This is a genomic window from Nocardia mangyaensis (genome assembly GCF_001886715.1).
Classification (GTDB): domain Bacteria; phylum Actinomycetota; class Actinomycetes; order Mycobacteriales; family Mycobacteriaceae; genus Nocardia; species Nocardia mangyaensis.
This window is the reverse complement of the sequence record NZ_CP018082.1, coordinates 5,546,720-5,560,527: the sequence shown is the minus strand read 5'-3', so window position 1 is coordinate 5,560,527 and position 13,808 is coordinate 5,546,720. Positions and strand designations below refer to the sequence as shown.

General features: G+C 69.4%; 12 protein-coding genes. 8 read left to right on the top strand and 4 right to left on the bottom strand.

The genetic code is table 11. The features are described 5' to 3' along the window. Positions 1 to 54 precede the first annotated feature (54 nt). Entirely contained in the window at positions 55 to 726 is a 672-nt protein-coding gene (locus BOX37_RS25225; protein ID WP_071929797.1) for a hypothetical protein, read from the bottom strand. A gap of 252 nt (positions 727 to 978) precedes the next feature. Here BOX37_RS25225 and BOX37_RS25220 point away from each other — a divergent pair, with 252 nt between their 5' ends. Further along, the gene (locus BOX37_RS25220) at positions 979 to 1,266 is read left to right on the top strand and encodes a hypothetical protein (protein ID WP_156910534.1); all 288 of its coding nucleotides are present in this window, start codon (positions 979 to 981) and stop codon (positions 1,264 to 1,266) included. A gap of 52 nt (positions 1,267 to 1,318) precedes the next feature. Then, positions 1,319 to 2,233: a GNAT family N-acetyltransferase gene (locus BOX37_RS25215; protein WP_071929795.1), complete on the top strand. Its 915-nt coding sequence runs from the start codon at positions 1,319 to 1,321 to the stop codon at positions 2,231 to 2,233. Between the two features lie 78 nt (positions 2,234 to 2,311). On the opposite strand, the gene BOX37_RS25210 is transcribed toward BOX37_RS25215, so the two are convergent. The 3 genes from BOX37_RS25210 to BOX37_RS25200 all read right to left on the bottom strand — a co-directional run bounded on the left by BOX37_RS25210 (position 2,312) and on the right by BOX37_RS25200 (position 7,072). Continuing rightward, positions 2,312 to 3,991, bottom strand: coding sequence for a serine/threonine-protein kinase (locus tag BOX37_RS25210; RefSeq protein ID WP_071929794.1), 1,680 nt, complete (start codon positions 3,989 to 3,991; stop codon positions 2,312 to 2,314). 4 nt (positions 3,992 to 3,995) lie between these two features. After that, the gene (locus tag BOX37_RS25205) at positions 3,996 to 5,804 is read right to left on the bottom strand and encodes a serine/threonine-protein kinase (protein ID WP_071929793.1); all 1,809 of its coding nucleotides are present in this window, start codon (positions 5,802 to 5,804) and stop codon (positions 3,996 to 3,998) included. A gap of 161 nt (positions 5,805 to 5,965) precedes the next feature. Beyond that, the gene (locus tag BOX37_RS25200; RefSeq protein WP_084760083.1) at positions 5,966 to 7,072 is read right to left on the bottom strand and encodes a protein kinase domain-containing protein; all 1,107 of its coding nucleotides are present in this window, start codon (positions 7,070 to 7,072) and stop codon (positions 5,966 to 5,968) included. 116 nt (positions 7,073 to 7,188) lie between these two features. Here BOX37_RS25200 and BOX37_RS25195 point away from each other — a divergent pair, with 116 nt between their 5' ends. The 6 genes from BOX37_RS25195 (at position 7,189) to BOX37_RS25175 (ending at position 13,769) form a co-directional block, all read left to right on the top strand. Then, entirely contained in the window at positions 7,189 to 7,959 is a 771-nt protein-coding gene (locus BOX37_RS25195) for a deoxyribonuclease IV (protein ID WP_071929792.1), read from the top strand. A gap of 112 nt (positions 7,960 to 8,071) precedes the next feature. After that, positions 8,072 to 9,283 carry a CaiB/BaiF CoA transferase family protein gene (locus BOX37_RS25190; RefSeq protein WP_071929791.1) on the top strand — a complete coding sequence of 404 codons (1,212 nt, stop codon included), beginning with the start codon at positions 8,072 to 8,074 and terminating at the stop codon, positions 9,281 to 9,283. Continuing rightward, positions 9,280 to 9,447 carry a hypothetical protein gene (locus BOX37_RS34335; RefSeq protein ID WP_156910533.1) on the top strand — a complete coding sequence of 56 codons (168 nt, stop codon included), beginning with the start codon at positions 9,280 to 9,282 and terminating at the stop codon, positions 9,445 to 9,447. Before BOX37_RS25190 ends, BOX37_RS34335 begins: the two co-directional genes overlap by 4 nt. Next, positions 9,444 to 10,355 carry a beta/alpha barrel domain-containing protein gene (locus BOX37_RS25185; protein WP_071929790.1) on the top strand — a complete coding sequence of 304 codons (912 nt, stop codon included), beginning with the start codon at positions 9,444 to 9,446 and terminating at the stop codon, positions 10,353 to 10,355. The genes BOX37_RS34335 and BOX37_RS25185 overlap by 4 nt, the downstream gene beginning before the upstream one ends. A 55-nt stretch (positions 10,356 to 10,410) precedes the next feature. Then, complete coding sequence (locus BOX37_RS25180) at positions 10,411 to 11,187, top strand: ABC transporter ATP-binding protein (RefSeq protein WP_240505045.1); 777 nt, start codon at positions 10,411 to 10,413, stop codon at positions 11,185 to 11,187. Between the two features lie 62 nt (positions 11,188 to 11,249). Beyond that, positions 11,250 to 13,769, top strand: coding sequence for an ABC transporter permease (locus tag BOX37_RS25175; RefSeq protein ID WP_071931867.1), 2,520 nt, complete (start codon positions 11,250 to 11,252; stop codon positions 13,767 to 13,769). The last annotated feature ends 39 nt before the right edge of the window (positions 13,770 to 13,808 follow it).

Sequence of the window (13,808 nt, the reverse complement as noted above, 5' to 3'; positions counted from 1 at the left end):
CATCATCGTGTCCGTGGGTCGTCTGTGTCGATCGACCCGTGCGGCGATGCCGGATCAGCGGGTCGGCTCGGTGGCGGTCGGTGCCGTGGTCGTCGGGGTCTGGACGGTGGAGGGGCGGTCGGCGGTCGGCGTGGTCGCGGTGGGCTGCGCGGTGGTGCTCAGCCGGTCGTAGGCGTGGGTGGGTGGATAGCTCGGGTCCTCGGTCGCCTCGAACTCGTCGACCTCCTCGACCGGCGGACCAATGCGCGGGGGAGTGACGGTGCGGGTCGGGCCGGGGCGCGTGGTGGTACGGGCGGGCGACGTCGTGGTCGGCGGCTCGGCGGCGGCGGGTTCCGGTTCCGGCTCCGGGTCAGTCGTCGAGTCGTCGGTGGTCTCGGGTGTCCGCGGTTCGGCCGCGGCCTCGGGCGGCCTCGACTCGGTGCTGTCGTCGTCCTCGGCCGGTGGCTTCGGGGTGGTCTCGGTGGAGCTGAGGCTGAACGGTTTCCGCGGCGGCATGTACGGCGCGACCCGCCAGGTCGGTGAGGGCGGGATCTCGATGCGGTAGGTGGTCGCGGTGGGCTCTTCGGGGAGCCGGCTCGGCGCCACGGCCAGATCGGCGCTCAGTGGCGGCGGCGGTACGTACACCTCCTGCTGGCCGACACCGCACGCACCGATGACGATCAGTCCGAGCGACACCGCGCCGGCAGCGACTGCCGGACCTATGATCTTGGCCCTGCCTTCATCCATCGCCTGCTACTCCTCGTCGGCTTCGAGTCGCCTCACAGTAGTGCAGGACCGGCGAAAGAGCGCATTTTAAATGCTCATGGGTCAGATATCGGATTGATCTCTTCAGCGTGTCATGGGGACGTGTCGCGCGCACTGAGCGTCGCCGAGTCGTAGCGTGTGTGAGCAAAGTTACGCATGAGACGCCCGGAACGAACCCTGACGCGCGAGGTGTGCGCGATACAAGAATCTGATCGGCGTCATGAGGAGAATCTGATGGGAGCTTATTCGACACCCCGGCTGGAAACCGTGACGGCGAACCTCGATTCGGCCACCGCGGCACAATTCCAGCACGCACTGTCGACCCCGCCGGACAATCGCGCTTTCGCGGTGGTCGCGCGGGTGATGGGCTGGTTGTTCTTCGTCGGCGGACTCGTCGGCGCCGGGCTCGGGATCGCGGGCCTGCACGTGGAGATCACGGTCGCCGGGCTGATCCTGGCCTGCACGGCGGGTCTGATCCTGCTGAAGCTGCGCACCGATCGGGAAGCGCGCGAAACGACCTGAGGCACCGGAAAACCCGCTGCGTCCCTGGCTGTGAGCGCTTACCGTCGATGCCGTGCGCATCGACATCACCAGTGACGCCGCCCGGTTCCTCGCCGAGGCCCGAGCGCTGCTGCGCGGGGACCCCCTGCGTCATACGGTGATCGCCACGACCGCCGTGAACCAGGCCGAGGGGCGTTCCGGCGCGATGGCGACGCGCTTGCTGACGGTCCGCGACGGCGAGACCGTCGGCATGGCGATGTGCACCCAGGGCTCGGTGTACCTGGGCGAGCTTCCCGCGGACAGCGTGTCGGCCGTCGCCGACGCGTTCGTGGCCGATGGTGTGGCCTTGCGCAGCGTGGAAGGCGCTGTCGCGGACGCCGATGCCTTCGCCGCGCACTGGTCGAAGGTCGGTGGCGGCAGCTATCGCCGGAGATACTCGACGCGCCTGTTCCGGCTCGGCGAACTGCGCGTGCCAGCAGCCAGGACTGCGCCACAAAGGCCAGGGGCCGAGGGCTCGCTGGGGGTACCCACGGCTGCGGGGGAGCTGCACGTGCCCGCGGTCGCGGGGGCGGCTCGCCGGGCCACCGGGGACGATGTCGTTGTCTGTCTCGAGCTGGTCCGGGCGTTCGCGGCGGAGAGCGGAGCGCCGCTGCGTCTGGACGAGACGGCGGTGCGCAGGCGGGTCGAGAGCGGGTGGTGGTGGCTGTGGGAACACGCCGGTACGCCGGTCACCCTCGTCGCCCGGCAGGCCGCGGTCCTCGGCTGGGCCAGGATCGGCCCGGTCTACACGCCGCCGGGCCTGCGCGGCAACGGTTTCGCGAGCGCGCTCACCGCCACCGTCGCGGCCGAGATCCGCGCGGAGGGCGCCGATGCCTGCCTGTTCACCGACCTCGCCAACCCCACCTCGAACAAGATCTACCAGGCGATCGGCTTCGAGCCGGTGCGCGACTTCGTCCACCACACCCTGTCCCCTGACCTGGATCATTGATCACCAGGCTCTGATGCGTTCGCTGCTCGGCCGTTGGTGACACGGGGCCTGTTCGTTGTCCGAATCCGCCTGGTGTGCCTAGTCGAGGGGCGCGGCGTGCCACCAGTCGAACAGCTGGTCTTCGGTGGCGATGAAGCCGCGGCTGTGCATGAGCATGGCGGCGCGGGCGGGGTCGGCATCGAAGCGGGTGACCATGCGGGGGGACCTGGTCTGGCTGTTGTGCAGGACGAAATTCGTGTAGTCGCGGCCGTTGTGCACGGCCGGGCGCTCGTCGTTGGCGGGCAGGCCCGAGATCGCCAGCGTCGCCGCATCGGCCGACGGGTAGAGGAAGAACTCGTAGGTGGCCCTGTTGCCGCCGCCGAAACAGCGCCACATGACCAGCCAGTCGCCCATGCCGGCGTCCTCGGGATCACGGTTGGCGGTGGCGCGGTCATAGGCGAAGCAGCCCGCACCGCCCAGCCCCGACCCCGCGTGCACCAGGGTGTCGGCCGTGGTGTGCGGCAGCATGCGCGGGAACTGATCGCTGAGCTTCGCGGCACGGGCGCCGATGGTCTGCCGGTCGGTCGTCGGCACGGTGGTGGTGGTCGACGGTGGCTGCGCGGCGGATGTTGTAGGTACCGCACTGGATTCCTGGCCGCCCTGCGCCGACGAACCCTCCGCGGGGCCGGTGAACTGGTTGACGATCAGCCAGCCGACGAGTCCGAGCAGCAGGATGAACGCGGCCCACGCCACCGGTGAGGCCTGCCAGCGGGAGGTGCGTTCGGGCGGCGTGGCTGCCGAGGCATTGCGCAGGGGCCACGATGGGTTTCCCGCCGGCTCGGGGCCGAACGGCGCCATGCCTGCCATCGGGTAGCCGGGCGCGGGCGTGTAGGGCGAGTTCGGTGGGTAGGTCATGGTCGCCGGTGTGCCCGGAAATGAATGCGGTGGAGCGGAATCGGTGAGGGCATGGGCTGCTGCGGCGGCGAACTCGGCGCAGGAGCCGAAGCGGTCTTGTGGGTGTTTTGCCATGGCTCTGGCCAGGACCGCGTCCAGCGCGGCCGGGAGTCCGGGGCGAGCGGTGCTGGCGCGGGGTGGTGCCTGTTGTAGGTGGCCCTGGATCACCGCGACCGGGTTGGGCGCCTCGAACGGTGTTGTGCCGGTGAGCAATCGGTAGAGGGTACAAGCCAGGGAGTACTGGTCGGCACGGCCGTCGAGGGCAACGCCCGAGAGCTGTTCGGGGGAGGCGAAAGCCAGGGTGGCGGTGAAGGTTCCGGTCTGGGTGAGCTTGGCGGACCTGTCGTCGTGCAGGCGGGCGATGCCGAAGTCGGTGAGGTAGACCCGCTCGCCGCCCTCGACCGGCTCGATCAGGATGTTGGCCGGTTTCACGTCGCGGTGCAGCACACCCCGGCTGTGCGCGAAGTCCAGTGCCGCGCCGGTTTCGGCGACGATACGCACCGCCCGCGCGGGCTCGACCGGGGCGGGCAGCGAGGACGCGTCGGAACCATCGATGTAGCGCATCGAGATCCACAGCTGATCGTTGTCGACCCCGCGGTCGTAGACGGTGACGATGTTCGGATGCTCGAGCCGCGCCACCAGATCGGCCTCGCGCTCGAACCTGGCCCGGATCTCGGTGTCGAAGAACAACTCCCGGTTCAGCAGCTTCATCGCGGTGCGCCGGGGCAGCCGGGGGTGACGCGCCAGATACACCGAGCCCATGCCGCCACGGCCGAGCAGCCGCTCGATGGTGTACCCGGCGAAGACACCGCCCTCGTCGATCATCGGGTCAGTTCAGCGGTGCCGAGCGCCACCAGCGCAGCACGTCGTCGGCGTCACCGTAGCCATCGGTGAACATCAGGAACTGGGCGCGGTCGGGCTCACCGGTGAACACGGTGATGATCTTGTTCCCGTTGTCGGTGTACTTGTAGTTGGTGTACTGCTTACCGCCGTTGGTGTCGACGGACTTGATATTGGTGGGCAGCCCGTCGATCACCGCCTGCACGTCGGCGGCGGAGTTGTAGACATAGAACCGGTAGAACGGGTCGTCGCCGGAGCCACCGCCGCCGTCGTAGCACCGCCACTGCCAGACCCAGGCACCGAAATCGGGGTCGCCGCGGTTGGCCGAGGGGGTGTAGCCGGTGTCGGTCTCCCAGCACTTGGCGCTGTTGTAGCCGGTCTCGCCGTCGGTGTCGGCGGGCACCATCCGGCCGAACGCCGCGCTGATCGCGTCGGCGTCGGGGGTGACCTGGACGGCCGCCGCGCTCGTCGACGGTGTCGTGGTGGTGGTGTCACCGCCGGAATTGTCACCGCTGGTCGCGATGCCGATGGCGATCAGCAGGACGATCACCAGGACCACGGCGCCGACGATGCCGAGGATCATCCCGGTATTGGACTTCGACGGCGGGCGCGGCCCCTGCGCGTACTGGCCATACGGTGCGGGCACGGGCGGCCGCGGCGGGGTGGGCGGTGCGGGGTACTGCGGCCGGGACTGCTGGGTGTACGGGTTCTGCGTCGGCGCGCCACCGGTCGACGGGGAGGGTGTCTGGTTGGCGGTCATCGGACCACCGGTCATCGGGCCCGAGCGCCCCATCGGCCCGGCGGTGCCCATCGGACCACCGGTCATCGGACCCTGTGCCGCAAGGGGATACGGCGAACCGGTCTGCGGGATCGCGCCACCGGTGGTCGGTCGCGGACCGCCCGTGATCGGCATCGCACCGCCGGTGCCGGGCCGGGGTCCGGCCAGCGGCAGGCCCGGCGTGCTCGGATTGTTCAGCGCGGCGATCGCGGCGCTCGCGAAATCCGAACAGGTGTCGAAGCGGTCGTCGGGACGCTTGGCCATCGCCTTGGCCAGCACGGCGTCGAGGGCATACGGCAAGCCCGGCCGCACACTGCTCAGCGCCGGCGGCGGTTGCTGCAGGTGGCCTTGGATGACGGCGGCCGGATTGGTCGCGGTGAACGGACCCGCCCCGGTGAACAGCCAGAACAGCGTGCAGGCCAGCGAATACTGATCGGAACGGTGATCGAGTGAGGCGCCGGTGAGCTGTTCGGGCGAGGCATAGGCCAGGGTCGCGGTGAAGGTGCCGGTCTGGGTGAGATGGCCGGTGTCATCGCGCAGTCGGGCGATGCCGAAGTCGGTGAGGTAGACCCGTTCGCCGCGACCGGCGCCCGAGCGGGCGAGCAGGATGTTGGCCGGTTTCACGTCGCGGTGCAGCACACCCATGCCGTGCGCGTAGTCCAGCGCGTCGGCGGTTTCCTTGACGATCTGCAGCGCGCGGGCGGGCGGTAGCGTCTGTGGGTCCACCGAGGCGGCGTCGATCCCATCGATGAACTGCATGGAGATCCACAGTTGTTCGTCGTCGAGGCCGCGGTCGTAGACGGTGACGATGTTCGGGTGATCCAGGCGCGAGACCAGATCCGCCTCCCGTTCGAACCGTGCCCGCACCTCCTGATCGAAGAACATCTCGCGATTGAGCAGCTTCAGCGCGGTCATCCGCGGTAGGCGAGGATGCTTGGCGAGATAGACCGAACCCATGCCACCACGGCCGAGTTGGCGTTCGATGACGTAGCCTGCGAAGACATCTCCGTTGGCCAGCATGTCTGCTCCACTTCCCGCGGAGCGCCGGGACCCACCAGCGCACGCGCGTACAGCATGAAAAGCCGCGGCCGGGTGGCCCGCCACGGGAAAATCTACGAAACCTTAGCAGTCGTCGGGGCTACGGACGGCTGCCTGCTGGACGGGCGAACAGCCCACCGCGATCACGGTGGTCGTCGCTGTTGGGGCGGCACGATATAGCCGGGATGGTTGCGGCCACCGGGGAAATCGATGATCCCCGGACGTGGTGTGCCGCGCCGCGAAGGGATCGGCGTTCCGCCGGTGGTGGGGCGCGGTGGGTGTGGGTGCGGCTGCGCGGGGGTGGCCGGCGGGGTGCGCGGATAACCCTGCGGCGGCGTCGACGGCCGGGCGTAGGGCTCGCGAGCGCGCAACACGACACCGGACGCCGTCGGCTGCTCGTGGTGCCACGGGCCCGGAACCGCGAGCAGCGCGGCCTTGGCGGCCGCGGCGAACTCCGCGCAACTGGCAAATCGCCCGTCGGGGTGCTTGGCGGTGGCCCTGGCCAGCACCGCGTCCAGCGTCGGGGGCAGGTCGGGGCGCAGGCTGCGCAGCGGCGGCACCGGCTTGCTCAGGTGTGCCTGGATGACGGTGGCCGGGCTGGGTCCGGGGAAGGGCACCGAGCCGGTCAGCATCCAGAACAGCGTGCAGGCCAGGGAGTACTGGTCGGCGCGATGGTCCAGCGGGGCACCGGTGAGGTGCTCGGGCGCGGCGTAGGCGAGGGTGGCGGTGATCGAACCCGCCGAGGCCAGCGTGGTCTCGCTGTCGCGGACGGCCGCGATCCCGAAGTCGGTGAGCACCACCCGTTCCGGGCGCCCGATCGGCGGCTTCGCGAGCAGGATGTTGGCCGGCTTCACGTCACGGTGCAGGACACCGCTGGCATGCGCGAAATCCAGCCCGGTGGCGGTCTCGGCGAGGATCTGCACCGCCCGGCCCGGCGTCAGCACGTTCACATCCGCGGTCGCGACATCGGTACCCGCCACGAACTGCATGGAGATCCACAGCTGGCCCTCGTCGGTGCCGCGGTCGTAGACATTGACGATGTTGGGGTGCTCGAGCTGGGCGACCAGATCGGCCTCGCGCTCGAAACGACGGCAGCTCTCCTGATCGGCGGTCAGCTCGCGGCTGAGCAGTTTCAACGCGGTCAACCGGGGCAATCGCGGGTGCCTGGCCAGGTAGACCACGCCCATGCCGCCCCGACCGAGCACACGCCGGATCGTGTACCCGGCGAACACGTCGCCTTTGCGCAACACGCGAAGTCACCCCCTCCAGGGCAGAGCACCCGTCGAAATCCTACCGATGTATCTCCCGGAGCTCCCTGGGTGCAACATTCGTCGATCCTGTCGGTGCGGCGGATTATGGTGACGGTATGCGCATTGGAGCACACGTTCGCGACGAGGGCGATCCGATCGGGTTCGCCGAGCAGCTCGGCGCCGAGGTCATCCAGATGTTCGTGGTCGATCCGCAGAGCTGGGACAAACCCCAGCCGCACCCCAGGGCGGCCGAGATCCTGGCCAGTCCGATCGACGTGGTCGTGCACTCCTCCTACCAGATCAACGTGGCCAGCCTGAACAACCGGCTGCGGATGCCCTCGCGCAATGCGGTCGCCCAGCAGGCCGAGGCCGCCGCCGAACTCGGCGCGTTCGGTCTGGTCGTGCACGGCGGGCACGTGCGCTCCGACGCCGAGCTCGACACCGGAGTCGACAACTGGCGCAAGCTGTTCGAACGCCAGCAGGACAAGGGTGGGTTCGCCGTGCCGATCCTGATCGAGAACACCGCGGGCGGCAATCACGCGATGGCGCGGCACTTCGATGCCATCGCCCGGCTCTGGGACGCGGTCGGCGGGTACGGGGCCGGGTTCTGTCTGGACACCTGCCACGCGTGGGCGGGCGGGGAGGAACTCGTCGGAGTGGTCGAGCGGATCAAGGCCATCACCGGCCGTATCGACCTGGTGCACCTGAACTCCTCGCGCGACGAGTTCGATTCCGGCGCCGACCGGCACGCCAACTTCGCCGACGGCACCATCGACCCACAGCTGCTGGCCGAGGTCTGCCGCACCGCCGATGCCCCGGTGATCTTGGAGACCCCCGTCGGTGGTGTCGCCGACGACCTCGCCTACCTGCGCGAGAACCTCGGCTGAGTCGCGGGGATGGCCGGAGCGGCGCTCGTTCGTGGAGGAAGTGGAGTTGCTCGGCGGACGAGCGCCCGAGGGGCGACACCGGGTCCACGGGGTCGGCCGCCATACTGAGCTCATGAGTATTCGGCCGCTGGACGGAGTGCGCGTCCTGGAACTCGGCAACTATGTTGCCGCTCCCACTGCCGGACGTATTCTGGGCGACTTCGGCGCCGAGGTGATCAAGGTGGAACGCCCCGGAACGGGCGACGAGTTACGGAATTGGCGGTTGTACGGGGGCGATACCTCGATGCTGTATCGCACCGTCAACCGCAACAAGAAATCGATCGTGCTGGATCTGCGGACCGAGGCGGGTCGGGCGATCGTGCTGGATCTGGTGGCGCGCTGTGACGTGCTGCTGGAGAATTTCCGGCCGGGCATGCTGGAGAAGTGGGGCCTCGGGCCGGAGGCGCTCGAGCAGGTGAATCCGGATCTGGTGATCACCCGCATCTCCGCCTACGGCCAGACCGGGCCGATGTCGGCGCGACCGGGGTTCGCCGCGGTCGCCGAGGCGGTGGGCGGCCTGCGTGAGCTGGTCGGCGACCCGGATCGGCCGCCGGTGCGGGTGGGGGTGTCGATCGGTGATTCGATCGCGGGGATCTACGCCGCGTTCGGCACCGTCATGGCGCTGTTCCAGCGGGAACGGGTCAGCGGGCCGGTGCCGCAGGTGGAGCGGATCATCGATGTGGCGCTCAACGAATCGATCCTGTCGGTGATGGAATCGCTGGTGCCGGACCACCTCGCCTACGGCATCAACCGCGAGCGGGTCGGCGGGCGGATGGAGGGCATCGCGCCCAGCAACGCCTACCCGACCAGCGACGGCTACAGCATCATCATCGGCGGCAACGGTGACGCGATCTTCGGGCGATACATGCAGGTCATCGCCCGTCCCGACCTGGCCGCCGACCCGGAGCTGGCCGACAACGCCGGACGCTGGCGCCACCGCGAGCGTCTCGACGCCGCCATCGCGGAATGGTCGATTCAGCACACCCGCGACGAGGCACTGAAATTACTCGACGACGCCGCCATCCCGTGCGGCCCGATCTACACCGCCGCCGACATCGTGGCCGACGAGCAGTACCGCGCACGCAATATGATCCAGTCGTTCCCCGTCGACGTGGGCGAGGCCGAACCCAAACAGGTGGGTTTTCCCGGCATCGTCCCGGTGATCGGGGGCGAGTCGCTGCCGATCCGCAATGTCGGCCCCGACCTCGGCGAGCACACCCGAGAGGTGCTCGGCGGGCTGCTCGGGATGAGTGACGACGAGATCGACGCGCTGGAGGCATCATGACGAGGCGAGTACACGGCAGGCGACGCCCGCCGGTCCGCAGCAAGTGGGAACCACGCGGGCCGGGCCATGTGCGTCCCACCGTGCACCCGACCCCGGCGAGCGTGGGCGACAAGCTGTGCGGCGGGGTGATGTGCGTGCTCGCCCAGGAGCCGGAGCGGCGATGACCGCCCTGCTGCGCGATGTGACCCTGCGCGACGGTTTGCAGCTCACCGGCAAGGTGCTGCCGACCGAACAGAAGGTCGACGTGGTCCGGCGGCTGCTGGCCGCCGGGGTTCCGGCGCTGGAGATCGGTTCGATGGCGCGCCCGGATCTGGTGCCGCCGATGGCCAACTCACTCGAGCTCATCGCGGCACTGACCCCCGACGAGCTGGCGAAATGCTGGGTCTGGGTGGCCATGCCACGTCATGTCGAGAAGGCCGCAGCGGCTGGCGCGCGGAATTTCCAGTACTGCTTCTCGGTGTCCGACGCCCACAACAAGGCCAATATCGGCCGCGACACCGACACCTCGGTGGCCGCGATGCCCGACGCGATCCGGCTGGCGCAGGAGGTGGGCGGCGCGATCCAGCTGTGTCTGGCCACCAGCTTCACCTGCCCGTTCGACGGTCCGGTCGACCCACAGCGCGTGCTCGCCATCGCCCGCGACCCGCGCACCGAGGGCGCCACCGACATCGTCCTGGCCGACACCCTCGGCCAGGCCCATCCCGGTCAGGTGAGCGCCCTGGTCACCGCCGTGCGCGAGAGCACCCCGGCACGCCGCATCGTCTTCCACGGCCACGACACCTGGGGGATGGGCGTGGCCAACACCCTGGCCGCCGTCGCCGCAGGCGCGGGCATGGTCGACGGCGCCCTCGGCGGCCTCGGCGGCTGCCCGTTCGCACCCGGCGCCAGCGGCAACACCGCCTCCGAGGACATCGCCTTCGCCACCCGCCCCGACTGGTTCACCCCGGCCGCGCTGGCCAGCCTGGTCGGCCTGACCGAGGAACTGCTCACCGACCTGAGCGAACCGAATCGCTCCCGGACCGCCGAGGGCGCACGCTCCAAGGCCGGGGCCTTCGACTGGGTCATCAGGTAGGTATCGGGGGAATCCCGGATGGCGCGGGTCGGCACGGCCCGCCAGACTGGACACCATGACTTCGCACGCCATGGGCACCGAGGACGTCGACGCGGCGACCGCCACCGAGATCGCGGCCGCCGCACAAGACCTGGTCAAGCTGTACGGATCGGGAGACACGCAGGTCAAAGCCCTCGACGGGGTGTCGGCCGACTTCGCCAAGGGCGAGTTCACCGCCATCATGGGCCCCTCCGGATCGGGCAAGTCGACGCTCATGCACTGCCTGGCCGGACTCGACAGTGCCAGCGCGGGCGAGGTCCGCATCGGTGACACCGCGCTGACCGGGCTGTCGGACAAACAGATGACCGCGCTGCGCCGCGACCGGATCGGGTTCGTCTTCCAGGCGTTCAACCTGGTCCCGACGCTCACCGCGCTGGAGAACATCACCCTCCCGCTCGACATCGCGGGCCGCAAGGCCGACCAGGAGTGGCTCGACACGGTGGTCAAGCGCCTCGGCCTCGGTGATCGTCTCGACCACCGGCCCAGCGAGTTGTCGGGTGGTCAGCAGCAGCGCGTCGCCTGTGCCCGCGCGCTGGTGGGCAAGCCGGAGATCATCTTCGGCGACGAACCCACCGGCAACCTTGACTCGCACTCCTCGGGCGAGGTGCTGTCGATCCTGCGCGCCTCGGTCGACGAGTTCGGCCAGACCGTGGTCATCGTCACCCACGACCCGCGCGCGGCCGCCTACTCCGACCGCGTCGTGTTCCTCGCCGACGGCCGCATCGTCGACGAGTTGCGCGATCCGACCCAGGATTCGATTCTCGACCGGATGAAGGCACTGGAAAACAAGTGAACACAGCATCGCGAAGCGGTTCGATGAGGGGCGGCGGTCGGGTGACGGGCGGGCGTAATCCGATGCGCAAGGTGGCCCTGCGCAATCTCGCCGCGCACAAGGTGCGTCTTGCCCTGACCCTGCTCTCGGTGGTGCTCGGCACCGCCTTCATCTCCGGGTCGTTCGTCTTCACCGACACCCTGCAGCGCACCTTCGACGGGATCTTCGAAGGCCAGGCCCAGGGCGTCGACGTGCGGGTCGGTCCGAAGGACCAGCGTTCGCTCGGCGTGCCCAACAACATCGTCGACGCGCTCGCCAAGGCCGAGGGCGTCGACCGGGTCGCGCCTGCCGTGAACGGTCCGGTGGTGCTGCTCGATCCCGAGGGCAAGAAGGCCGTGCAGACCGGCGGTGCGCCGAGTTTCGGTGTGTCCTATCTGCCGCCGGAGAAATCGGTCGAGGACCCGGAGACCTTCGTCGCGGGCCAGGCGCCGACCGAGTCGGGCCAGATCGCGCTCAACACCGGTGGCGCCGAACGCGCCGGACTGCAGGTGGGCGACACGACGAAGGTCTTGATCCCGTCCAAGGGCGAACCGTTCGACGTGACCCTGACCGGCATCTACGAGATGCCCGGCACCGACGGTGGTGGCGTGCTGGCGGTGATGTTCACCGAACCGCAGGGCCGCGAGTTGTTCACCGACGGCTCGCATGTCGCCTACGCCGACATCGCCGCCGCGCCCGGCGTCGCCGCCGACGACCTGCGCGACCAACTCGCCGCCGGACTGCCCAACTACAAGGTGCAGAACGCCGACGAGGTCCGCGAGGACATGAAGCGCGAGGTCTCCGAGGCGCTCACCTTCATCAACTACTTCCTGCTCGCCTTCGGCGCCATCGCGCTGATCGTCGGCACGTTCATCATCTACAACACCTTCTCGATGATCGTGGCCCAGCGGCTGCGTGAACTGGCGCTGCTGCGCGCGATCGGCGCCAGTCGCCGGCAGGTCGGTCGCTCGGTGGTCGGCGAGGCGATCGTGATCGGCGTGATCGGCAGTGCGCTGGGCCTGGCCGCGGGCATCGGCTTGGCATTCGGGTTGTCGGCGGCGCTCAACGCCTTCGACCTTGGCCTGCCCACCGGTTCGCTGACGGTGCTGCCGCGCACCGCGATCGTCGCGCTGCTCGTGGGGCTGATCGTCACCGTGGCCAGCGCCTACGCGCCGGCTCGTCGGGCGGCGAAGGTGCCGCCGGTGGAGGCCATGCGGTCCGAATTCGCCAGTGCCGGTGACTCGTTGCGAGTGCGGACGATCGCCGGCGCGGTGCTCGCCGTCGCCGGTGGCGTGCTGGTGTACCTCGGCGCGCAGGGCACGGGCAAGGGCTCGGCGGTGACCGTCGGTCTCGGTGCGCTCGGGTTGATCCTGGCCGTGCTGCTGGCCGCGCCCGCGCTGTCGCGGCCGATGGTGATCGTGCTCGGGGTGCTCACCAAGCCCTTCGGTGCGATCGGGCAGATGGCTCGCAACAACGCGGTGCGCAATCCGCGCCGCACCGCCGCCACCGCCTTCGCGCTCACCTTGGGGCTGATGCTGGTCTCGGCGATCGGCATCCTCGGCGCCTCGGCGAAAACCAGTGTGGGCGTGCTCATCGACAAGGGGGTGAAGGCCGAATACGTGCTCGCGGGTCCGCAGATGATCGGCGCGCCGATCGGCGCGGTCGACGCGGTGCGCACGCAGGTGCCGGGCGTCAGCGAGGTCACCGGGGTCCGGTTCGTCGGCTTCAAGGTCGGCGACGACCAGATCGGGGCCACCTCCCCGGACGGCCCGATCGACCCGGTCATGGACATCACCATGCTCGAGGGCTCCAGCACGCTGGGCGAACGCGGTGTGCTCGTCGGCGAGACCGAGGCGGCCGATCGCGGCTGGACGATGGGCGACGCGGTCGCCATCACCAGTCTCGACGGCAAGGAACTCGAGCTGACGGTCGGTGGCATCTACGCCGATTCACCGTTGTTGGGCCCGATGGTCGTTGATCCGAGCGTCTATGAGCAGTTGATGCCACAGAGTTTGCGCACCAATATCTTCGTGCTGGTCAAGGCCGCACCGGGAGCCGATCTCACGGCGATGCGGGCGGATCTGGAGAAGGCCACCGAACCGTTCGTGGTGGTGCAGGTGCAGGACCACGAGGAGTTCAAGGGCGCGCAGGGCCAGCAGATCAACACCCTGCTCGCCATCCTCTACGGCCTGCTCGCCCTGGCCGTGGTGATCGCGGTGCTCGGCATCATCAACACCCTCGCCCTGTCGGTGGTCGAACGCCGCCGCGAGATCGGCATGCTGCGCGCCGTCGGCACCCAGCGCTCCCAGGTACGCCGCACCATCTACCTGGAATCGATGCTGATCGCCATCTTCGGCGCCATCGTCGGCCTGATTCTCGGCATCGCCCTCGGCGTCGGCTTCCTGCGCACCCTGCGCGACATGGGCATCGACCAGATCACCATCCCGTGGACCCAGTTGGTGTCGGTGCTGATCGCCTCGGGTGTGGTGGGTGTGCTTGCGGCGGTGTGGCCAGGTGTGCGTGCCGCGCGAACACCACCGTTGGCGGCCATCGCGGATCTGTAGGCCCGTGGTGCCCCGGCCCACCAGCCGGGGTCTGGGTGG